This window comes from Azospirillum sp. NS33 (assembly GCF_059703765.1).
The window spans coordinates 250286-271032 of record NZ_BAAKJB010000003.1; the positions used below are offsets into that span (position 1 = coordinate 250286).

General features: G+C 73.6%; 20 protein-coding genes. 15 read left to right on the top strand and 5 right to left on the bottom strand.

All coding sequences use genetic code 11. From position 1 onward, the window contains the following. Nucleotides 1-70 precede the first annotated feature (70 nt). Nucleotides 71-2569, top strand: a complete 2499-nt coding sequence (locus AC6H2I_RS05030; RefSeq protein WP_497499480.1) for a TonB-dependent siderophore receptor — start codon at nt 71-73, stop codon at nt 2567-2569. A gap of 28 nt (nt 2570-2597) precedes the next feature. Here AC6H2I_RS05030 and AC6H2I_RS05035 read toward each other — a convergent pair whose 3' ends face one another. Then, nucleotides 2598-3602: a LysR family transcriptional regulator gene (locus AC6H2I_RS05035; protein WP_497499481.1), complete on the bottom strand. Its 1005-nt coding sequence runs from the start codon at nt 3600-3602 to the stop codon at nt 2598-2600. A 138-nt stretch (nt 3603-3740) separates the two neighbouring features. On the opposite strand from AC6H2I_RS05035, the gene AC6H2I_RS05040 reads away from it, so the two are divergent. The 5 genes from AC6H2I_RS05040 to purT all read left to right on the top strand — a co-directional run bounded on the left by AC6H2I_RS05040 (nt 3741) and on the right by purT (nt 9039). Continuing rightward, nucleotides 3741-4775, top strand: coding sequence for a tripartite tricarboxylate transporter substrate binding protein (locus AC6H2I_RS05040; protein ID WP_497499482.1), 1035 nt, complete (start codon nt 3741-3743; stop codon nt 4773-4775). Between the two features lie 19 nt (nt 4776-4794). Then, complete coding sequence (locus AC6H2I_RS05045) at nt 4795-6270, top strand: tripartite tricarboxylate transporter permease (RefSeq protein ID WP_497499483.1); 1476 nt, start codon at nt 4795-4797, stop codon at nt 6268-6270. After that, nucleotides 6267-6704, top strand: a complete 438-nt coding sequence (locus tag AC6H2I_RS05050) for a hypothetical protein (RefSeq protein WP_497499484.1) — start codon at nt 6267-6269, stop codon at nt 6702-6704. The genes AC6H2I_RS05045 and AC6H2I_RS05050 overlap by 4 nt, the downstream gene beginning before the upstream one ends. 27 nt (nt 6705-6731) lie before the next feature. Continuing rightward, nucleotides 6732-7775, top strand: a complete 1044-nt coding sequence (locus tag AC6H2I_RS05055; protein ID WP_497499485.1) for a type 2 periplasmic-binding domain-containing protein — start codon at nt 6732-6734, stop codon at nt 7773-7775. An 88-nt stretch (nt 7776-7863) separates the two neighbouring features. Next, nucleotides 7864-9039: a formate-dependent phosphoribosylglycinamide formyltransferase gene (gene purT / locus AC6H2I_RS05060; protein ID WP_497499486.1), complete on the top strand. Its 1176-nt coding sequence runs from the start codon at nt 7864-7866 to the stop codon at nt 9037-9039. On the opposite strand, the gene AC6H2I_RS05065 is transcribed toward purT, so the two are convergent. After that, the gene (locus tag AC6H2I_RS05065) at nt 9027-9908 is read right to left on the bottom strand and encodes an alpha/beta hydrolase (protein ID WP_497499487.1); all 882 of its coding nucleotides are present in this window, start codon (nt 9906-9908) and stop codon (nt 9027-9029) included. The two genes, purT and AC6H2I_RS05065, sit on opposite strands and share 13 nt — an antisense overlap. 107 nt (nt 9909-10015) lie before the next feature. On the opposite strand from AC6H2I_RS05065, the gene AC6H2I_RS05070 reads away from it, so the two are divergent. The 9 genes from AC6H2I_RS05070 to AC6H2I_RS05110 all read left to right on the top strand — a co-directional run bounded on the left by AC6H2I_RS05070 (nt 10016) and on the right by AC6H2I_RS05110 (nt 18417). Continuing rightward, nucleotides 10016-11551, top strand: coding sequence for an aminotransferase-like domain-containing protein (locus AC6H2I_RS05070; protein WP_497499488.1), 1536 nt, complete (start codon nt 10016-10018; stop codon nt 11549-11551). A gap of 256 nt (nt 11552-11807) precedes the next feature. Next, nucleotides 11808-13301 carry an NAD(P)-binding domain-containing protein gene (locus AC6H2I_RS05075; protein WP_497499489.1) on the top strand — a complete coding sequence of 498 codons (1494 nt, stop codon included), beginning with the start codon at nt 11808-11810 and terminating at the stop codon, nt 13299-13301. Continuing rightward, entirely contained in the window at nt 13298-13837 is a 540-nt protein-coding gene (locus AC6H2I_RS05080) for an ureidoglycolate lyase (protein WP_497499490.1), read from the top strand. Before AC6H2I_RS05075 ends, AC6H2I_RS05080 begins: the two co-directional genes overlap by 4 nt. Nucleotides 13838-13872: 35 nt before the next feature. Then, nucleotides 13873-14730, top strand: a complete 858-nt coding sequence (locus AC6H2I_RS05085) for an amino acid ABC transporter ATP-binding protein (RefSeq protein ID WP_497499491.1) — start codon at nt 13873-13875, stop codon at nt 14728-14730. Nucleotides 14731-14853: 123 nt separating this feature from the next. After that, nucleotides 14854-15657: a substrate-binding periplasmic protein gene (locus tag AC6H2I_RS05090; protein WP_497499492.1), complete on the top strand. Its 804-nt coding sequence runs from the start codon at nt 14854-14856 to the stop codon at nt 15655-15657. Between the two features lie 85 nt (nt 15658-15742). Then, nucleotides 15743-16396, top strand: coding sequence for an amino acid ABC transporter permease (locus tag AC6H2I_RS05095; protein ID WP_497499493.1), 654 nt, complete (start codon nt 15743-15745; stop codon nt 16394-16396). An 8-nt stretch (nt 16397-16404) separates the two neighbouring features. After that, on the top strand, nt 16405-17751 hold the full coding sequence (locus AC6H2I_RS05100; protein WP_497499494.1) for an amidohydrolase family protein: 1347 nt from the start codon (nt 16405-16407) through the stop codon (nt 17749-17751). A 61-nt stretch (nt 17752-17812) separates the two neighbouring features. Further along, nucleotides 17813-18082, top strand: coding sequence for an AbrB/MazE/SpoVT family DNA-binding domain-containing protein (locus tag AC6H2I_RS05105; protein ID WP_497499495.1), 270 nt, complete (start codon nt 17813-17815; stop codon nt 18080-18082). Beyond that, a complete protein-coding gene (locus AC6H2I_RS05110) occupies nt 18082-18417 on the top strand; it encodes a type II toxin-antitoxin system PemK/MazF family toxin (protein ID WP_497499496.1) in 336 nt (111 codons plus the stop codon). The genes AC6H2I_RS05105 and AC6H2I_RS05110 overlap by 1 nt, the downstream gene beginning before the upstream one ends. 6 nt (nt 18418-18423) lie before the next feature. On the opposite strand, the gene AC6H2I_RS05115 is transcribed toward AC6H2I_RS05110, so the two are convergent. The 3 genes from AC6H2I_RS05115 to AC6H2I_RS05125 form a co-directional block, all read right to left on the bottom strand. After that, nucleotides 18424-19332, bottom strand: a complete 909-nt coding sequence (locus AC6H2I_RS05115; RefSeq protein ID WP_497499497.1) for a formate/nitrite transporter family protein — start codon at nt 19330-19332, stop codon at nt 18424-18426. Between the two features lie 31 nt (nt 19333-19363). Further along, complete coding sequence (gene pflA / locus AC6H2I_RS05120; RefSeq protein WP_497499498.1) at nt 19364-20089, bottom strand: pyruvate formate-lyase-activating protein; 726 nt, start codon at nt 20087-20089, stop codon at nt 19364-19366. A 43-nt stretch (nt 20090-20132) separates the two neighbouring features. Continuing rightward, nucleotides 20133-20747 (bottom strand): glycine radical domain-containing protein (locus AC6H2I_RS05125; RefSeq protein ID WP_497499499.1); only part of this gene is annotated, 615 nt, incomplete at its 5' end.

Genomic DNA, 20747 nt, shown 5'->3' on the forward strand with positions numbered 1-20747 from the left:
CCATCCGTTCGATCAGTGGTGCGAGTGACACGCATTCGCTGTATGGACGATGGGGGCTGGGGGGGTGAGCATGACGGGTGGACGGGACGCGGTGCCGGTGCGGAGCGTGGCCGGAGGGGGGGCGCGGTGGTGTGCGGGGGTGTCGCTGATGGCGCTGGCGATCGCCGCCGCCGCGGGTGGAGAGGCGCGGGCGCAGGTCGCCGCCGCGCCGCCATCGTCCGCGGCCCAGGTGGCACAGGCGGCCCGCACCTTCGCCCTGGACATTCCGGCCAAGCCGCTGCTGGCCGCCCTGGCCGACTTCACCGCCGCCACCGGGGTGCAGGTGGTCCGCCAGAGCGCCAGCGCGCTTGCCGGCGACTCCAGCCCGCTGCGCGGCACCTTCACCGCGGATGAGGCGCTGGGCCGTCTCCTGGCCGGCACCGGCTACACCCACCGCATGACCGACCCCGCCACCGCGGTGCTGGAGCCGGCCAACGCGGCGGCGGCCGTCGGCGGCGGCCAGGGCGCGGTGGTGCTCGACCCGGTCACGGTGCAGGGGCGACGGACAGCGGCGGACCTCGCCGGGCCGGTCGACGGCTACGTCGCCACCCACAGCGCCGCCGGCACCAAGGCGGCGACGCCCCTGGTGGAGACGCCGCGCTCGGTCTCCGTGGTGCCGCGCGAGCAGATCGAGGACCAGGGGGCGAAGACGGTGATGCAGGCCATGCGCTACACCCCCGGCGCCTTCACCGGCCAGGTCGGCGCCTCCAACCGCTACGACTACGTCATCCTGCGCGGCATCGTCGACCGCAGCATCAACAACGTGTTCCTCGACGGCCTGAAGATCCTGGGCGACGACGCGACCTACAGCTCGATGCAGGTCGACCCCTATTTCCTGGAGCGGATCGAGGCGGTGAAGGGACCGGCCTCGGTTCTCTACGGCCAGAACTCGCCGGGCGGCCTGATCGCCATGACCAGCAAGAAGCCGCTGTTCGAGCCGTTCGCCGAGGTCGAGGCCAGCGTCGGCACCGGCAACCAGCGCGGCGTCGGCTTCGACGTCTCCGGCCCGATCGGCGACGGCGCGCGCGCGGCGTTCCGCGTCACCGGGCTGGCCGACGCCGCCGACACCCAGTTCGATCACACCGAGGAGAAGCGCTACGCGGTGGCGCCGTCGCTCACGCTGCGCCTCACCGAGGACACGACGCTGACGGCCATGGCCTACCTGCAGCATGATCCCGAGGGTGGCACCCACAACGGGGCGCCGGCCGAGGGCGTGCTCTACCCCCGCAACGGCCGCACCATCTCCCGCCACTTCTTCGACGGCGAACCCGGGCTGGAGGCGTTCGAGCGCACCCAGACGATGGTCGGCTACCAGGTCGAGCACCGCGTCGACGACACCTGGACGGTGCGCCAGAACCTGCGCTACCTCGACAGCGAGGTCCACATCGACCAAGTCTACCAGACCGGCTGGATCTCCGGCACCGACACGTTGAGCCGCTACTACGGCGGCGGCGACGAGAGCCTGCAGGCGATCGCGGTCGACACCCAGGTCCAGGCGGAGTTCGCCACGGGTGCGGCGACCCACACGGTGCTGGCCGGCCTCGATCACCAGCACCGCCGCTCCAAGAACGACTGGCAGTTCGCGCCGATGCCGGCCATCGACGCCTTCGATCCCGTGTACGGGAACGACGCGCTGGCGGGCGGCGCGCCGATGCGGGCCACCCGCACCCTGGCGCAGACCGGCGTCTACCTGCAGGACCAGATCGCCTGGGGCGGTTGGCGCCTGTCGCTGGGCGGCCGCCAGGATTGGGCCGAGCGCACCAACCACGACCGCATCGCCGGAACCCGGACCGGCGAGGACCGCACCAAGTTCACCAAGCAGGCGGGCGTCCTCTATCTGTTCGACAGCGGCATCGCGCCCTACGCCAGCTACGCGGAGTCCTTCAACCCCAGCCTCTACAGCGGCGCCGACGGCCGTCCGCTGGCGCCCACCGAAGGGGTGCAGGTCGAGGCCGGTGTGAAGTACCAGCCGCCCGGCGGCCGCAGCCTGCTCACCGCCGCCCTGTTCCAGCTGGAGCAGGAGAACGTCGCGGTGTCCGACCCCAACACCTTCGTCTATCACCCCGTCGGCACCATCCGCACCCGCGGCGTGGAACTGGAGGGGCGCGTGCAGGTGAGCGAGGGGCTGCGCGTGCTGGCCGGCTACACCCTCCTCGACACCGAGTACAAGACCTCCCCCGACGGCAAGCAGGGCAACACGCCGCCGCAGATCCCCCGCCACATGGCGTCGCTGTGGGCGGAATACGCCTTCGGCGACGGCCCGCTCGCCAATCTCAGCCTCGGTGCCGGGGTGCGCTACGTGGGCGAGAGCTGGGCCGATTCCCTCAACACCACCAAGGTGCCCAGCGCCACCGTGGTGGACGTCTCGCTGCGCTACGGCCTCGCCGCGCTCGGCCTTCCCGACACCCAGCTCCGGGTGAACGCCAACAACCTGTTCGACGAGACCTACGTGGCGTCGTGCCTGGAGCTGGCCAACTGCTACTTCGGCGCCGAGCGCAGCGTGACCGCGACCCTGACACACCGCTTCTGACCCGGCGCCGCTCCGGTTCGGGGCGGTCTCACCGGCCGCTCCCGGCGCCGGGCGGGCGGCGGCGCGGGCGGGGCGACGGGGCGACCCGGGCCACCGCGTCCTGGCGGTGGGCGACCGGCGACCACACCCCGTCGGAGCGCTCGATCTCGGCCCGGATCAGCGGCCGCAGCATGGCCTTCAGGGCCTGTTCGGCGCGGGTCAACGGCCGGCGGTCCGACTGCACCAGGTAGAGGTCGCGGCGGATCTCCGGCTCGACGATGCGCTTGGCGATCAGTTCCCCCGCCGCCACCTCCTTGCGCACGGAGCCGAGCGGCATCACCGTCGCCGCCATGCCCTGGGCGACGAGATCGCGCATCAGCGCCACCGACTGCACCTCGTGCACGATGTCCAGCGCCACCCCCGCCGCCGCCGCGGTGGCGTCGAGGACACGGCGCGTGCTGTGCTTGTTGCCGGGAACCACCAGGGCGTGGCCGGCCACCGCGGCGAAGGGGATGGTGCCGCCGTCGCCCTTGCCGCGCCCGGCGCTCTCCACGAAGAACAGGGCCTCGTCGAGCACCGGCTCCCACCGCAGGCCGGGCAGGGCGGTGGCGCTGTAGGCCAGGGCCATCGACAGCTCCCCGGCCGCCACCCACTCCATCAGCACGGCTGACATCTCCTCCACCAGCGACAGGCGGATCTTGGGCGCCTCCGCCGCCACCCGGCGCAGCAGAGGGCCGGCCAGCCGGCTGCTGGTGTTGGGTGTCAACCCCAGCGCGACGGCGCCCTGGGGCTGGTCGGCGAAGGCCCGGGCGCGGGCCGCCGCCGCCTCGACCCGGGCCAGGATGTCGCGCGCGTCGTCGGCCAGCGTCTGCCCCGCCTCGGTCGCCCGCACCCCGCGGGAATGCCGGACCACCAGGGGAACGCCGAGCTGGTCCTCCAGCGCGCGAAGCTGCTGGCCCATCGCCGGCTGGGTCACGCCCAGGCGCCCGGCGGCGGCGGTCAGGCTGCGGGCGTCGAGCACAGCCAGGAAATAACGGAGCTGGCGAAGGTCCATCGGGCGTCCCGCGGGCGGCGTTCAGTGCGGCCCCAGCTATAACAAAAACTTTGACCTCGCAGAAGCCCTGCTGCTTTGCTGGCGGACCGTCCGTCCACCTAACATATGGCCACAACAAACCCACCGGGAGGAGACGCGATGCTTCGCCGCATGTTTCTGGCAGCCTCAGCCGGCGCCGCGGCCCTGGCGCTGGCCGGCGCCGCCCAGGCCGACACCGCCGCCGACTTCTACAAGGGGGAAGTCCTCCATTTCGTCGTCGGCTACGGGCCCGGCGGCGGCTTCGACCAGTACGCCCGCCTGCTGGCGCCGCACCTGGAGAAGGCGACCGGGGCCACCGTCATCGTCGAGAACCGCCCGGGCGGCGGCGGCATGACCGCCATCAATCAGGTCCAGCGCGGCAAGGCCGACGGGCTCACCGTCGCCTTCGTCAACGGCGTGCCGGCGGCGCTGGGGCAGATCACCGAATCCCCGGCCGTGCGCTTCGACATGCGGGAGATGACCTTCCTCGGCCGCGTCTCGGCCGAGGCCTGGGCCCTGCTGGCCAGCGGCGAGTCCCCCTACCGTTCGCTGGGCGACATGGTCGCCGCCAGCGCCAAGGGCGAGACCCTGACGTTCTCCGGCATCGGCCGCGCCGACGGTCCGACCGACACCGCCGCGGTGGTGTGCGCGGCGCTGGACCTGCGGTGCAAGATGATCGTCGGCTACAAGGGCTCGAGCGAGGCGGCGCTGGCCGCCATGCGCGGCGACGCCACCGGCTTCGCGGTGACCGACCGCAGCGCGCGCGACTACGCCCAGGGCGGCAAGCTGGTGCCGGTCGCCATCGTCGGTCGCAAGCGCTCGCCGCTGATGCCCGACGTTCCCACCGTGTTCGAGGCCGCCGCGGTGCCGGAGAGCACGCAGTACTTCATCGACTTCCGCTCCAGCGTCGCCGACATCGGCCGCGCCATCATCACCGTGCCGGGCACCCCGGAGGACCGCGTCGCCTTCCTGCGGGACGCCTTCCGCGCGGTGCTGACCGACCCCGCGGTGCGCAAGGAGGCGGAGCAGAAGGAGCTGCCCATCGACTACGCCCCGGCCGAGGCGGTGCGCGAGGCCGTGGAGGGCGCCTTCGGCGCGCTGCCGGAGGAGCGCCTGGCGGTCGTCCGCTCCGTCCTCCTCGACACGTACTTCTGAGCGCGGGGGACCCTCGTCCATGGTGGACAGCATCGTCCAGGGCCTGGCGCTGGCGTTCCGGCCCGATGTCCTCCTGGCCGTCGCCGCGGCCCTGCCGCTCGGCCTGCTGTTCGGGCTGCTGCCCGGCCTGAGCGGCCTGACCGCGCTGGCCATGCTGATCCCCTTCGTCTACGGGATGGACAGCATGGCCGGCCTCGCCTTCCTGCTGACCGCCCACGCCGTCGTCTACACCGGCGGGTCGGTGACGGCGATCCTGCTGGGCATCCCCGGCTCGCCCCCCAACGCCGCCACCGTGGTCGACGGCGTGCCCCTGCGCATCAAGGGGCTGGGCGGCATGGCGGTGGGCGCGGCGCTGACCGCGTCGGCGGTGGGCGGCGTGTTCGGCGCCCTGGTGCTGGTCTGCCTGCTGCCGGTGCTGCAGCCGGTGGTGATGCTGTTCGGCCCGGCCGACACCTTCCTCCTCTCGCTCATGGGCCTCACCTTCCTGGCCGCGGTGGGCACGGGGTCGCCGGCCAAGGGGCTGTTCGCCGGGGCGCTGGGCATCTTCGTCAGCTTCGTCGGCGACGAACCGATCTCCGGTGTGCCGCGCTACTGGTTCGGCTCGGAGTACCTGCTCGACGGGCTGCGGCTGGTGCCGCTGGCGCTCGGCCTGTTCGCCATCCCCGAACTGGCGTCGCTGATGTCGGGCCAGGCCCTGGCCCGGCCCGCCGGGGTGCTGGCCGGGCGCCAGGTGCTGGCGGGCATCGCCGCGGTGTTCCGGCATTTCGGCCTGACCCTGCGCAGCTCGGCCATCGGCGCCGTGATCGGCATCGTTCCCGGCGTGGGCGGCGAGACCTCGCCCTTCGTCGCCTACGCCGCCGCCCGCCAGGCCGACCGCAACCCGCAGCGCTTCGGCACCGGGGTCATCGAGGGGGTGATCGCGCCGGAGGCCAGCAACAACGCCAAGGAGGGCGGCGCGCTGGTGCCGACCCTGGCCTTCGGCATCCCCGGCAGCTCGGGCATGGCGCTGCTGCTGGGCGCCTTCCTGGTGCTGGGGTTGCAGCCCGGGCCGGACTTCCTGAAGGACCACATGGACATCGGCGTCGGGCTGATGGTCGTGCTGGCGCTGGCCAACGTCCTGGCCGCGGGGCTGATGGTGGCGGTGGCGCCGCTGCTCACCCGGGTGCTGTACGTGCCGCGCGCCTTCCTCGTCCCCGGCCTGATGGCCCTGGTCGTGCTCGGCGCCTACGCCACCGCCAACGACCTGCGCGACGTCGTGGCCCTGTTCGCCGCCGGGCTGCTGGGCATGGGGTTCGTCCGCCTCGGCTTCAACCGCGCGGCGTTCCTCCTGGGCTTCGTCCTGGGGCCGGCGGTGGAGCGCTACTTCCAGATTTCCCTCAACGTCTACGGCGCCGATTTCCTGCTGCGGCCGTTGTCGCTGGCCCTGATCGCGATCACCGTCGCCGCCGTCGCCGGACCGCGGGTGCGCACGCTGTGGCGGAGGTCCCATCCATGAGCCGTCCCCTCGTCTCCTTCGCCGTCGCGACCGCGCTGCTGGTCGACGCCCTGGTGGTCTGGGGCATGACCATCGGCGACTACCCCGCCGGGGCCAACCTGTTCCCGGCCATGGCCGCGGCCTTTCTGAGCGTGATGGCGGCGCTGGTCGTCGCCGGGGCCCCCGCCGCCCGCCGCGACCGCGGCGACGGCGACCCGCCGTTCCGGGCGGTGGCCCTGGCCTGGCTGGGTGGCCTCCTGGCGGTGCTGGTGCTGCTCGGCCTGCGGGTCGGCCTGCCGCTGTTCGCCGTCGCCTACGCGCTGGGCGCCGGGGCGCGGCGCGGCCCGGCGCTGGCGCTCGGCGTCGCGGTTGTGATCGTCGTCGAACTCCTCTTCCACGGCGTCCTCGGCATGGCCCTCGACCGGGGCTGGATCGTCGAGACGCTGTTCCCCTGATCGGTTGAGAGCCACCGGAGAGCCCGCATGTCCCTGTCTTCTTCCGCCAACCGGCCGGCCGAGTTCGTCCAGGACGGCGGCACCTCCCGCCTCCACCTCAGCGTGGCCGTGGTCGACTGCGATCACGTGCGCGATGTCACCAGCGGGGCGGTGCGCCCCGAGGGCGTCGCCCTCACCCCCCTGCTGCTGCCCATCGAGGAGATCTTCTTCCGCTTCCTGAAGAACCGCGAGTTCGACGTCTCGGAGATGTCCACCGCGAAGTTCGTCACCCTGCAGGCCGCCGGCGGCGGCGGCATGGTGGGCATCCCCGTCTTCCCGTCGCGGGTGTTCCGCCATTCGGCCATCTACGTCCGCGCCGACCGCGCCATCACCGCGCCCAAGGACCTGGAGGGCCGCACCGTCGGCATCCCGGAGTGGGCCCAGACCGCCGGCATCTACGCCCGCGGCTTCCTGACGGAGAGCTACGGCGTCGACCTCGCCGCCATCTCCTGGGTGCAGGCGGGGGTCAACCAGCCGGGGCGCGGCGAGAAGGTGGCGTTCACCCTGCCGCCCGGGGTGCGCTACGAGAGCCGGCCCGACGACAGCCTCAACGACCTGCTGCTGTCCGGCGCCATCGACGCCGTCATCAGCGCCCGGCCGCCGGCCGCCATGATCGCCGGCGACCCCCGGGTGCGCCGCCTGTTCGACGACCCGCGGGCCGAGGAGATGCGCTACCACGCCGACACCGGCGTCTTCCCCATCATGCACGTGCTGGCGATGCGCCAGGCGGTGTTCGAGCGCCACCCCTGGGTCGCCATGAGCCTGCTCAAGGCGTTCGAGGAGGCCAAGCGGCGCAGCGTGGAGCGCATGGTCGACGTGGCGTCGGCGCGCACCCCGCTGCCCTGGGGCGCCGCCTTCGCCAGCGAGGTGTTCGCCCGCTTCGGCGGCGACCCCTGGCCCTACGGCGTCGACGCCAACCGGACCACCCTGGACGCCTTCTGCCGCTACTGCCACGACCAGGGTCTGACCGGGCGCCGGCTCACCGCCGACGACCTGTTCCCGGCCGAGGTGCGGGCGGCCGTGCGGGTGTAGGGCGGGGCATTTTCCCCGTACCCAGCCGCGGGCCGGCGCGTTACCCTCGCGCCGGGCCACCGTCGGTCCGGCAAGGGGAACCACGGCCATGGCGTTCACGGCGACGATCCTGCTCCTCGGCTCCGGCGAGCTCGGCAAGGAGTTCGTCATCTCCGCCAAGCGCTACGGCTGCCACGTCGTGGCCTGCGACAGCTACGCCGGGGCGCCGGCCATGCAGGTGGCCGACGCCTGCGCGGTGTTCTCCATGCTGGACGGCGCCGCCCTGCGGGCCGCCGTGGAACAGCACCGGCCGGACGTCATCGTGCCGGAGATCGAGGCGATCCGCACCGAGGTGCTGCAGGAGCTGGAAGGGGAGGGCTTCACCGTCGTGCCCTCCGCCCGGGCCACGGTGATGACCATGAACCGCGACCGCATCCGCGAGGTGGCGGCGGCCGAGCTGGGGCTGCGCACCTCGCGCTACCGCTACGCCGAGAGCCTGGAGGAGGTGAGGGCGGCGGTCGCCCACACCGGGCTGCCCTGCGTGGTCAAGCCGGTGATGTCGTCGTCGGGCAAGGGCCAGAGCACGGTGCGCGAGGAGGGAGCCCTGGAGGCCGCGTGGGACTACGCGGTCGCCAACATGCGCGGCGACCGCCGCCGGGTGATCGTCGAGGAGTTCGTGGCCTTCGACTACGAGATCACCCTGCTGACCGTGCGCACCCGCGAGGGCGTCGCGTTCTGCGCGCCGATCGGCCACCGCCAGGAGCGCGGCGACTACCAGGAATCCTGGCAGCCCGCCGCCATGTCCGACGCCCTGGTGGCCGAGGCCCAGGCGATGGCCCGCGCGGTGGTCGACAACCTCGGCGGCTACGGGCTGTTCGGGGTGGAGTTCTTCGTGGCCGGCGACGCGGTGATCTTCTCCGAACTGTCGCCGCGGCCCCACGACACCGGCCTGGTGACCCTGATGTCCCAGGACCTGTCGGAGTTCGACCTGCACGCCCGCGCCATCCTCGGCCTGCCGATCCCCGCCATCCGCCAGACCGGGCCGACCGCCTCGGCGGTGATCCTGGCCGACCGGGAGTCGGACGAAGTCGGCTACGAGGGGCTGGACGCGGCGCTGCGCCTGGGCACGGCGGACGCCCCGGTGGAGGTGCGCATCTTCGGCAAGCCGACGACCCGGCCCTACCGCCGGATGGGCGTGGCGCTGGCCGCGGGGGCGACCACGGACGCGGCGCGGGCGCTGGCCCGCCGGGTGGCGGACCGGGTGCGCATCCGCTACGGCTCCTGACCGCCCGGGCGGCCGCAGGGATGGCCGAGTTGGCGGGCGAGAAACGCCCACAGGGGGCCGTCGGCGTCGTCGAGGGCGTTGACGGCGGTGAAGTGCCGCCCGCCGGGGACCGTCGCCAGGGCGTGCTCGTCGCCGGGCAGCCGGGCGTGGAACGCCGCGGCCTGGCGGCGGAACTCGTCGCTCTCGGCCCCGCCGACCGCGACCAGGGTGGGCGGCAGGCGGGCGGGCAGGCGGTGGACGACGCTGGCCGCCGCCACCTCCGGCGCGCTCAGGCCCAGCGCGTCGTTGCGGCTCGACAGCGCCACCGGCTCCAGGTCGTACATGCCGCTGACCAGCAGGGCACACGCCGGCGGCTGCGGCGCCGCGGCGAGCTCCACGGCGAGCGCCAGCGCGGCGAGGTGGGCGCCCGAGGAATGGCCGCCCAGGGCGATCCGGTCGGGCCGGATGCCGTGCCGACCGGCGTGCGCCTGGAGGTGGCGGAACGCCCGGGCCACCGCGGCGGCGATGGCGTCGAGCCGGGTGCCCGGCATCTTCGGCACGTTGGCGGCGACGAAGGCCACGCCGCGGCCCACCGCCACGTCGGCCCAGAAGCTGGTCTCGGCGGTCGTGTTGAACCGCCACTGGCCGCCATGGACGAACAGCAGCGCGGGCGCGGGACCGCCCGCGGCGGGCGGGGCGAACACGTCGTAGGTCTCGGCGGGGCCGGCGCCGTAGGGCACCGCCGCGGCGAAGGGCAGGGCGGCGCGGTTGCGCCGGCTGCGGTCCCGCAACGCCGCCAGGTCCTGGTCGGCCTGCGCTGTGCCGGTGTTGGTGTACTGGGCGTCGAGCGCGGCCTGGTCGTAGGGCCCGTAGCGCAGCGGGCCGGTCATTCGTCGCTTGCCATAATACAATCCCCATGACAAACCGGGACGGCGTACAAGTCGCCCGACCCTAGCCCTGGAGCGGTCGGCGGAACAAGCACCGTGACCGAGGCCCCATGACCAGCATCGAGGCGTCCGCGCTCGCCCTGCCGCTCGACCGCGCCGGCGGCGTCCCGGTGTTCGCCCAGATCCGCGACCGGCTGGTGGCGATGATCGGGTCCGGGGCGCTGGCCGACGGGGCGCGCCTGCCGCCGATCCGCGCCCTGGCGCGGACGCTCGGCGTCAACGCCATGACCGTGGCCAAGGCCTACCGCGAGCTGGCCCAGGGTGGCTACACCGAGGCGCGGGCCGGCGGCGGCACCGTCGTGCGCGGTCCCGGGGTGCGCGGTCCCGGGGTGCGCGGCCCCGGGGGGCGCCGGGGGGAGGCCCCGCCGCGGGCGGCGGCGCCGGGCGAATCCGCCGCCGACGCGGAGGCGGTGCCGCTCACGGCCCGCCTGTTCGAGCTGGCCCGGGCGCCCGGCGTCATCGGCTTCACCGCCAACTACCCCGGCGCCGCGGAAAGCCGGGTGGAGCGGTTCCGCCGGCGCATCGCCGCCCTGGCGTCGCGTGCCGACGCCGACCGCTTCTTCCGCTACGACCCGCCCAACGGCCGCCGCTGCCTGCGCGAGGCGGCGGCGGCCCATCTGGCGGGGCAGGGGATCGCCGCCCGCCCCGGCGAGGTCATGGTGACTTCGGGCGGCCAGCAGGCCATCGACCTGGTGGTGCGGGCCCTGGTCCGGCCGGGCGACCTGGTGGTGGTCGAGCGGCCGACCTACTACGGCGCCCTCAACGCCTTGCGCCAGGCCGGGGCGCGGCTGGCCGAGGTGCCGCCGGGCGACGACGGCCCCGACCTCGACCGCCTGGACGCGCTCCTCGCCGGGGAGCGCCCGCGGCTGGTCTACCTCAACCCGACCTTCCAGAACCCCACCGGCGCCACCACCGGGGCGGCGGCGCGGCGCGCCATCCTCGACCGCCTGAGCGCCCACGGCGTCCCCCTGCTGGAGGACGACCATTGCCCCGAGCTGCGCTTCCGCGGGACGCCGGTGCCGGCCTTCCGGGCCATGGCGGGTGCGGAGGAGACCGTGTTCTACGCCCGCGGCTTCGGCAAGGCGCTGCTGCCCGGGGTGCGGCTGGGCGTGCTGCTGGCGCCGCCCTGGGCGCACCGGCGGCTGGCCGCCCTGAAGGCGCTCACCGACCTGCAGTCCAACGCCTTCATGCAGGGCGCCCTGGCCGACTGGCTGGCGACCGACGGCGGCGACGTCACGGCGGAGCTGGTGCGGGTCTACGGCGCCCGCCAGCAGGCGCTGGTGGACGCGCTGCGTGCCGGCCTGCCGCCGGCGGTGCGGGTGGGGCAGCCCGACGGCGGGCTCAGCCTGTGGGCGCAGCTGCCCGAAGGCGCCGCGGTGGACGAGCTGTACTACCGCGCCGTCAGCCACGGCGTCGCCTTCACCCCCGGGGCGCCGTTCTATGCGGCCGACCCCGATCCCCGCACCCTGCGCCTCAGCTTCGGCCTGGTGCCCGACGACGCCATCGCCGAGGGCGCGCGGCGCCTGTGCTCCCTGGTGCGCGACCTGGTGGACCCCGCGGTGCCCTGGAACGGATGGGTGGTCTGACCCGGGCCAACCTGACCCGGGTTAATTGTATTAGTACGACGCGCGCGATGCATTAGTTTGTTTTGTGGGCGGGCCGCCGGGCCGATGGGCAGCGGGCGCCCAAAATCCGGGCAGCCGGCCCCTCGCGACCACCGAACCCTGCGGCAAACCGCCGCCGCACCGTTGGCACGCCGCTTGCTGATGTATGTATCATAAGACAAGATACTTGTATCAGAGAGGGGGAGCGCATGGGGGACGGGCGCATGGGGAACGGGCGATGACGGTGGGCGGCGGTGACGGGCGGGCCGAGGCGCTGGCGGCGCGGGCGCGGCGCGACCTGGAGGTCCTGGCCTATCCCAACGTCGACTGGGTGCAGCCGGTGTCCCATTCCTCCGGCGGCCATGTGTTCGACGTGGCGGTGGTCGGCGGCGGCCAGTCGGGCCTGGGCGTCGCGCTGGGGCTGCGCCGCGACGGCGTCACCAACCTGGCGGTGATCGACCGCAACCCCGCCGGGTTCGAGGGCCCGTGGGAGACGTTCGCGCGGATGGACAAGCTGCGCACCCCGCGCTTCCTGGTCGGGCTGGACCAGGGCCTGCCGAACCTGTCGCTGCGCGCCTGGTACGAGGCCCGCCACGGCGAGGCCGCCTGGCTGGCGCTGGACCGGCTGCCGCGCCCGGAGTGGATGGCCTACCTGCGCTGGTACCGGCACGCCGTGGGGCTGGCGGTGCGCAACGACACGGCCTTGGAGGCGATCGAGCCGGACGGCGCGGTGCTGGCCCTGCGGCTGCGCGGACCGGGCGAACCGGAGGTGCTGCTGGCCCGCCGCGTGGTGCTCGCCACCGGCTACGACGGCGGCGGGGAATGGCGCGTCCCCGCGGAGATCCGCGCCGCCCTGCCCGCGGCCGTCTGCCACCATTCCAACGGCCCGATCGACTTCGCGCCGATGCGCGGCAAGCGGGTGGGTGTGCTGGGCCACGGCGCCTCGGCCTTCGACGCGTCGCTGGCCGCCCTGCGCCACGGCGCGGCCTCGGTCGACCTGTGCTTCCGCCGGCCCGCGCTGCCCGGCGTCAACCCCCACCGCTGGATCGAGTTCGCCGGCTTCCTCAAGCATTTCCCCGACCTGGACGATGCGGTGCGGTGGAGCGTCAACCACCATTTCGACGCGGTCGACCAGCCGCCGGCGCGCCACAGCTTCGACGCCGCCCACGCCTTCGCCGCCTTCCGCGCCCACGCCGGCGCGCCGTGGACGCGGGTGGCGTGGGAGGGTGGGGAGGTCCGGGTGGAGACCCCGGTCGGCCGTTTCGCCTTCGACGCGGTGGTGTGCGCCACCGGCTCGGCCATCGACCTGGCCCACCGGCCGGAGCTGCGGCCCTTCGCCGATGACATCGCGCTGTGGCAGGACCGCTACCACCCGCCGCCCGAGGAGGCGCACCCCACCTTGGGCCGCTATCCCTATCTCGGCGCCCACTACGAGCTCCAGGCGCGCACGCCGGGCACGGCGGCGTTTCTGGAGCGCATCCACGCCTTCAACTTCGCCGCCATCGTCAGCATGGGCCCCCATTCCACCTCGATCAGCGGGCACAAGTACTCCATCCCCCGCCTGGTCGCCGGGGTGACCCGCAGCCTGTTCCGCGAGCAGGCGGGCTGGCTGGTGCCGGCGCTCAAGGCCTACGACGAGGTGGAGCTGGAACTGCCGGTGCGCGACGCCGCCCCGGCGGTGTCCCTGTTCGACGCCGACACCCCCATCCCCGCAGCGGAGCGACGCCCGTGACCGACACCGCCCACACCGACCCGCCCCGCTTCGTCGACCTGGCCGTGGAGCCGATCGGCCGCGCCGCCTTCGCTCCCTACGGCGACCTCGTGGAGGCCATCGAGGACGGGGTTCTGTTCGGCCCGGACGACGCCCGCCTCGACCTCTCCCAGGGGACGCCGCGCTTCTACATCATGCGCCTCGACCCGCGGCCGCTGGTGGTGCGGCGGATCACCCGCCACCGCCGCGTCACCCAGGCGCTGGCCAGCGTCGGCGGCCGGCCCTGGATCATCGCGGTGGCCCCGCCCGACGGGCTCGACGACGCCGCGGCCGAGCCGGCGCCGGAACAGGTGCGGGCTTTCCTGGTGCCGGGCGACGCGGCGGTCGTCCTGCACCGCGGCACCTGGCACGCCGGCCCCTACTTCGAGGGGCCGAACCTGTCCTTCTTCAACCTGGAGCTCAGCGACACCAACGAGGTCGACCACCACAACGCCCATTTCGACCGCCGCCACGGCATGGCCTTGCGGCTGCTGCCGCCGGCACCGGGTCCGGCCTGACCGCCATGGCCGGCGACCAACCCACGGAGGCGTCGATGAGCGACCGTCCGCCCGGCGAGCCCATGGTCCATGTCTGGAACCTGCACAAGAGCTTCGGCGCGACCGCCGTGCTGAAGGGCGTCGATCTGTCGGTGGCGCGGGGCGAGGTGGTGGTGGTCATCGGCCCCTCCGGCTCGGGCAAGAGCACGCTGCTGAGCTGCATCAACTTCCTGGAGCCGTTCGAGAGCGGCACCGTGAAGGTGGACGGCGACTACGTCGGCTTCGGCCCGGAGCGCGGCGGCGCGCGCGCCCGGCTGCCGGAGCGGCAGCTCGACCGGCTGCGCACCCGCATCGGCATCGTCTTCCAGCACTTCAACCTGTTCCCCCACATGACCGTGCTGCAGAACCTGATCGAGGCGCCGGTCCAGGTGAAGCGCGAGCCGCGCGACGTCGCCGTGGCCCGCGCCCGCCGGCTGCTGGGCCAGGTCGGCCTGGCCGCCAAGGAGGGCGCGTACCCCGGCGAGCTGTCGGGCGGCCAGCAGCAGCGGGTGGCGATCGCCCGGGCGCTGTGCATGGAGCCCAAGGTGATGCTGTTCGACGAGGTCACCTCGGCCCTCGACCCGGAGCTGGTGGGCGAGGTGCTGGCGGTGATGCGCGCTCTCGCCGGCGCGGGCATGACCATGATCATCGTCACCCACGAGATGGCGTTTGCCCGCGACGTCGCCGACCGCGTCGTCTTCATGGACGGCGGGATGGTGGTGGAGCAGGGCCCCCCCGCCGCGCTGTTCGGGGCGCCGCGCGAGCCGCGCACCCAGGCCTTCCTGCGCAAGTTCCGCGACGACGCGCAGGGCACCGCGGCGGACCCGCGGGACGGCTCGACGCCGCTGCCCCACCGCCTCGGCGGGGCCGGCTGAGGCGGGGCCACGCCGCGCGACACGACGACGACACCCGACCAGGGCCGGCGCCAAGCCGGCCGGGGACGCGATCCGCACCATCCGGCCGGCCATCGCCGGCGGCACGAACAGAGGAGAGTGGAGATGATCGGCAAGGCTTTCGTGGCGGCGACGGGCCGCCTGGCGCTGGTCGCCCTGGTGGCGGCGGGGCTCTCGGCGGGCGTGGCGCGCGCCGAGACCACCCTCGACAAGGTGATGGCCGCCAAGACCCTGGTGGCCGCCAACTCCTTCGGCTACGCCCCGTTCGGCTTCATCGAGAACGGCAAGCCCGCGGGCTTCGACGTCGACCTGGGCGAGGAGATCGCCCGGCGCATGGGCGTCTCCATGACGTGGGAGAAGATCGACTTCAAGGGCATCATCGCGGCGCTCACCTCGGGCCGCGTCGACGCCCTGATCACCGCCATGACCTGGTCGCCGGAGCGGGCCGAGCGCATCCTGTTCTCCGAACCCTATTACGACGCGGGCATCGGCGCCGCCTATGTCGAGGGCACGCCGGTGGAGAAGCCCGAGGACCTCAAGGGCAAGGTGGTCGGCGTCCAGCTCGGCTCCGCCGGCGAGCGCTGGGCGCGCGAGCATTTCGGCCAGGACATGGAGCAGGTGAAGACCTACGACGAGCTGATCCTGGTCCTGAAGGACCTGGAGAACGGCCGCATCCAGGCCGCGGTGTCGGCCCTGCCGGCGGTGAAGTACGCCATCCGCGCCATGCCCACCCTGCACACCTCGCCGGTGTGGGACGGCCGCAAGGTCGGCATCAACACCCGCAAGGAGGACACCGCGCTGATGGCCGAGATCGACAAGCACCTGGCGGCGCTGAAGGCCGAGGGCTTCCTCGACGAGCTGGAGGCCAAGTGGTTCGGCCAGGGCGGCGCGACCGCCGCCAAGCCGTGACGGAACGGCCGGCGGGTCCGGCGGCGGGAATCCCCCGCCCGCCGGCCCCGCCGGCCCGGCATCGCCGCCTGTTGGAGCAGAGGCCATGGATTTCGAGCTCGACATCTTCCTGCAATCCCTGCCGTCCCTCCTCGCCGGCTCGCTGACCACGGCAAAGCTGACGGTGGTGTCCATCGCGCTCGGCCTGTGCGTCGGCCTGGCGGGCGGCCTGGCGCGGATCGCCGCGACGCCGCTCCTGCGCTGGCCGGCCACGGTGTACGTCACCCTGCTGCGCGGGGTGCCGATGCTGGTGACGCTGCTGTTCCTCTATTACGGGTTGCCTTCGGCGGGCATCCAGCTCAGCGCCTTCACCGTGGCGGTGCTGGCCCTGGCGCTGACCAACGGCGCCTATGTGGCGGAGATCGTGCGCGCCGGCATCCAGGCGGTCGACCCCGGCCAGATGCGCGCGGCCCGTTCGCTCGGCATGTCCTACGCCACGGCGATGCGGCGGATCGTGCTGCCCCAGGCGCTGCGCCGGGTGCTGCCGCCGATCACCAACGAGTCGATCACCCTGCTGAAGAACACCGCCCTGGTCTCCACCATCGCCCTGACCGACCTGCTGCGCGCCGGGCTTGAGGTGATGACGTGGCAGGCCAACACCTTCAGCCCCTTCGCCGGGGTGGCGCTGTTCTACCTGGCGATGACCCTGCCGCTGCAGGCCATCAACCACCACCTCGAACGCCACTACCGCATCCGGTGAGCGTCCCCATGACCCGGACCCTCCTCGCCGGGGTGTCGGTGGCGCTGACCCTGGACGGCGACGGGGCGGGGCTGCGCCGCGACGTGGACATCCTGATCGACGGCGACCGGATCGCCGCGGTCGGGCCGGGCCTGGCCGCGGAGTGGCCGGAGGCGGCCCGGATCGACGGGCGCGGCCGGCTGGCGCTGCCCGGCCTGGTCAACGCCCACACCCATTCCCCGGAAACCCTGGCGCGCGGGGCCGGCGAGGGCCAGCCGCTGGCGTCCTGGATGGCCAGCGTGTGGCGCCGCCTCGACCGGCTCGACGCCGCGCAGGTGCGCCTGGCGGTGCTGCTGGGGGCGGTGGAGATGCTGCAGGGCGGGGTGACCGCCGTGCTCGACCATTTCCGCCAGACGCCGCTCAGCGAGGCGGCGGTGGAGGCGGCGGTCGCGGCCTACGAGGAGGCGGGCCTGCGCGCCGTGGTCGCGGCCATGGTCCGCGACGGGCTGGACGGGCAGGGGCAGACGGTGGGCGCCCCCTGGGCGGAGCCGGAACCGGCGGACCGCCTGCTGGCCCGCTGTGCGGGGCTGGTGGCGCGCCATGGTGCGGCCGACGCGCTGGTGCGGGTGGGCGTCGGCCCGTCCGCGCCGGGCCGGGCCGGCGACGCCCTGCTGGCCGGCGCCGCGGCACTGTGCCGCGATGGCGGCGTGCCCTTCCACATCCACGTCGACGAGACCAAGGGGGAGGCCGAGGCCGCCCGCGCCCGCCACGGCGTCAGCGCCGTCGCGCGGCTGGAGGCGCTGGGCGTGCTGGGCCCCCACGCCTCCCTGGCCCATTGCGTGTGGATCGACGCCGCCGACGCGCGGCGCATCGCCGCCGCCGGCGCCACCGTGGTGCACAACCCCGTCAGCAACCTGCGCCTGGGCGCCGGGGTGATGCCCCTGGGGATGATGCGTGCGGCCGGCGTCCGCGTCGCCCTGGGCAGCGACGGCGCGGCCAGCAACGACGGGCAGTCGGTGCTGGAGGCCGCCAAGGCCGCGGCCATCCTGCACCGCGCCGGCGAGCCCGACTCGGCCCGTTGGCCCTCCGCGGCCGAGGCGCTGCGCATGGCGGTGGACGGCGGTGCCGCGGCGATCGGCCTGGCGCCGGGGCGCCTGGCGCCGGGGGCACGCGCCGACATCGTCCTGTTCGACCTGGACGCCCCGGCGTTCGTGCCTTTGAGCGGGGCGGTGGAGCAACTGGTGCTGGCCGGCGCCGGGCTGCGCGCCGACCGGGTGCTGGTGGCCGGGCGCGAGGTGCTGCGCGACGGGCGCCCGACCCGCATCGACACGGCCCGGCTCTACGCCGCCGCCCGGGCGGCGCTCGGGCCCGGGTGACGGGTGTCGGCGGGTTTGCGCAGAACGGCTAACGTAGACACGACGGCTCTACGGATTTAGAGTGACCGCATCCACCAAGGGGGACACGCTGATGCGCACGGAAATCGCCCGCTGGGGCAACAGCCTCGCCCTTCGGCTTCCGCGGCCGATCGCGGATCAGGCGGGAATTGCCGAGGGCGTCGCCGTCGAAATCGCCGTCGAGGGCGATCGGATCGTCATCCGGCCGGCACTGCCACGCTACTCGCTCGACTCATTGCTTGACGGTATCACCGCCGACAATGTGCCCGACGTCACCTTCGATGATGGGCCGCGAGGGCAGGAACTGCTGTGATGCTGCCCGACCGCGGCGACCTCGTCTGGCTCGACGTCACTCCCCAGGCGGGACATGAGCAGGCCGGCCGGCGGCCCGGGCTGGTGCTGTCGCCACGAGCATATCACCAGCGAGCGCCGTTCGTGATCGTGTGTCCGATCACCAGCAAGGCGAAGGGCTACCCTTTCGAAGTGCCTTTGCCCGAGGGCCTGCCCATCGACGGCGTCGTTCTCGCCGACCAGGTAAGGAGCCTCGACCGGCGCGTGCGTCATCTCGATCCCGCCGGTGCCGTTCCGCGGCAATGCCTTCAGGAGGTCCTCGCCAAGTTGGCGCCTCTGCTGGCTCTGCGCCTTTGAGCGCTCTTATTCCGCCGCCTGCGCGTCCGGCTCGGCGCCGGGGGCGCCGGCGGTGTCCCGGGATGGCACCGCCGGCCGGCGGCGGAAGGCGAACCAGTACATGCCGCCGACGAAGACGGCACCACCGACCCAGTTGCCCAGGGTGACGAGGCCGAGGCGCAGCGAGAAGTTGGCGACCGTGATGGTGGTCGCCGGGTCGGGGCCGGCGGTGCCGAGCTCGGCCCAGAAGGTGTCGGGGGCGCCCCACTGGATCAGCAGGCCCAGCGGGATGAAGTACATGTTGGCGATGGCGTGCTCGAAGCCGGCGGCGGCGAAGGCGGTGACCGGCAGGGACATGGCGAGGATCTTGTCGGTCACCGTGCGGGCCCCCAGGCACAGCCACACCGCCAGGCAGACCAGCACGTTGCACAGGATGGCCAGGACGAAGGCGTTCAGGGGCGCCAGCCCGGCCTTGGCGCCGGCGATGTAGAGGGCGGTGCGGCCGACCTCGCCGTGGCCGAAGCCGTACTGGCCGGACAGAAAGACCAGCACCGCGGTGCCGGCGGCGCCGATGAAGTTGCCGACCCACACCAGCACCCAGACCCGGGCCATCTCGGCCACCGTCAGGCGGTGGCTGGCCCAGGCCATGACCATCAGCGCGTCGCCGGTGAAGAGCTGGGCGCCGGCCACCATGACCAGCACCAGCCCGAGGGAGAAGGCGAGGCCGCCCAGCAGCTTGGTGATGCCGTAGGGCATCACCTCGCCGCCGGCCATGGCGACCGTCGAGAACATGGCGCCGAGGCCGATGTAGGCGCCGGCCAGCACGGCCAGGGCCAGCAGGCTCGCCGTGTCGCGGTGCGCCTTCTTCAGGGCGAGGTCCTCGGCGGCCCGGGCGATGGCCTCGGGCGACAGGGCGTCGGGGGAGTGGGGGTCCATGGCATCGGTCCTTGCGGGCGGCGGAGCGCCGTCAGGGGGCGGTGAGGCCGGCGGCGCGGAAGATCCCGCGCACCTCGGCCGTCAGCTCGGGCGACGGCGGCTCGGTGTCAGACAGTTGGTAGGGGCGGCCCAGGGCCTGCCACTTGTGCTCGCCCATCTTGTGGAAGGGCAGCACGTCGACCCGCTGCACGGTGCCCAGCCCGGCGGCGAACTCCGCCAGGCCGGCAATCTCGTCGCGGTCGTCGGTGAGGCCGGGCACCAGCACGTAGCGCAGCCAGATCGGCTTGCCCAGCTGGGACAGGCGCTCGGCGAACTCCAGGGTCGGGCGCAGCGGCACGCCGGTCAGGCGGCGGTGGGTGGATTCCTTGAAGGCCTTGATGTCCAGCAGCACCAGATCGACGTCGTCCAGCAGGTGGTCGTCGGCGTGGTGGCCGAGGAAGCCGGAGGTGTCGAGCGCGGTGTGCAGGCCCATGGCCTTGGCCCCGCGCAGCAGCGCCGCCGTGAACTCGGGCTGCACCAGCGGCTCGCCGCCGGTCAGCGTGACGCCGCCGCGGCCGCGGCGCAGGAAGCCGGCGACGCCGGCGATGTCCTCCAGCACCTCGGCGGCCGCGGTGCGGCGCCCGTCGTGCATGTGGTGGGTGTCGGGGTTGTGGCAGTAGAGGCAGCGCAAGGGGCAGCCGGCCAGGAAGACGACGTAGCGCACCCCCGGCCCGTCGACCGTGCCGCCGGTCTCGACGGAGTGGATCCAGCCGGACACGGCTCCCCCCGAAGGGGGAGCCACGGCCGAGCGAAGCGGGGTGTCAGTGCTTGTCATGGAAGGTCCGGGAGATGACGTCGAGCTGCTGCTCGCGCGTCAGCTTGATGAAGTTCACGGCGTAGCCGGAGACCCGGATGGTGAGCTGGGGGTAGAGCTCCGGGTGGTCCATGGCGTGGAGCAGGGTGTCGCGGTCGAAGACGTTGACGTTGATGTGGTGGCCGCCCTGGGCGAAGTAGCCGTCGAGCAGGCCGACCAGGTTGTCCACCCGCTCGCCCTCCGTCGGGCCGAGGGCGCCGGGGACGACGGTGAAGGTGTAGGAGATGCCGTCCTGGGCGTGCTGGTAGGGCAGCTTGGCGACGCTGGCCATGGAGGCGACGGCCCCCTTGGTGTCGCGCCCGTGCATCGGGTTGGCGCCGGGTGCGAAGGGCTGGCCGGCCTTGCGGCCGTCCGGGGTGTTGCCGGTCTTCTTGCCGTAGACCACGTTGGAGGTGATGGTCAGCACCGACTGGGTGGGCACGGCGTTGCGGTAGGCCTTCTGCTTGCGCAAGAAGCCCATGAAGGTCTCGACCAGCCACACGGCGATGGCGTCGACCCGCTCGTCGTTGTTGCCGAAGGCGGGGTAGTCGCCGTCGATCACGAAGTCGGTGGCCAGGCCGCG

Coding starts and splice junctions, on each gene's coding strand:
- AC6H2I_RS05035 (WP_497499481.1), bottom strand. CDS start 3,602: ATGGACCTTCGCCAGCTCCGTTATTTCCTGGCTGTGCTCGACGCCCGC.
- AC6H2I_RS05095 (WP_497499493.1), top strand. CDS start 15,743: ATGGATTTCGAGCTCGACATCTTCCTGCAATCCCTGCCGTCCCTCCTC.
- AC6H2I_RS05055 (WP_497499485.1), top strand. CDS start 6,732: ATGTCCCTGTCTTCTTCCGCCAACCGGCCGGCCGAGTTCGTCCAGGAC.
- AC6H2I_RS05075 (WP_497499489.1), top strand. CDS start 11,808: ATGACGGTGGGCGGCGGTGACGGGCGGGCCGAGGCGCTGGCGGCGCGG.
- AC6H2I_RS05050 (WP_497499484.1), top strand. CDS start 6,267: ATGAGCCGTCCCCTCGTCTCCTTCGCCGTCGCGACCGCGCTGCTGGTC.
- AC6H2I_RS05030 (WP_497499480.1), top strand. CDS start 71: ATGACGGGTGGACGGGACGCGGTGCCGGTGCGGAGCGTGGCCGGAGGG.
- AC6H2I_RS05040 (WP_497499482.1), top strand. CDS start 3,741: ATGCTTCGCCGCATGTTTCTGGCAGCCTCAGCCGGCGCCGCGGCCCTG.
- AC6H2I_RS05110 (WP_497499496.1), top strand. CDS start 18,082: ATGCTGCCCGACCGCGGCGACCTCGTCTGGCTCGACGTCACTCCCCAG.
- AC6H2I_RS05065 (WP_497499487.1), bottom strand. CDS start 9,908: ATGACCGGCCCGCTGCGCTACGGGCCCTACGACCAGGCCGCGCTCGAC.
- AC6H2I_RS05085 (WP_497499491.1), top strand. CDS start 13,873: ATGAGCGACCGTCCGCCCGGCGAGCCCATGGTCCATGTCTGGAACCTG.
- AC6H2I_RS05045 (WP_497499483.1), top strand. CDS start 4,795: ATGGTGGACAGCATCGTCCAGGGCCTGGCGCTGGCGTTCCGGCCCGAT.
- AC6H2I_RS05115 (WP_497499497.1), bottom strand. CDS start 19,332: ATGGACCCCCACTCCCCCGACGCCCTGTCGCCCGAGGCCATCGCCCGG.
- AC6H2I_RS05100 (WP_497499494.1), top strand. CDS start 16,405: ATGACCCGGACCCTCCTCGCCGGGGTGTCGGTGGCGCTGACCCTGGAC.
- purT (WP_497499486.1), top strand. CDS start 7,864: ATGGCGTTCACGGCGACGATCCTGCTCCTCGGCTCCGGCGAGCTCGGC.
- AC6H2I_RS05070 (WP_497499488.1), top strand. CDS start 10,016: ATGACCAGCATCGAGGCGTCCGCGCTCGCCCTGCCGCTCGACCGCGCC.
- AC6H2I_RS05090 (WP_497499492.1), top strand. CDS start 14,854: ATGATCGGCAAGGCTTTCGTGGCGGCGACGGGCCGCCTGGCGCTGGTC.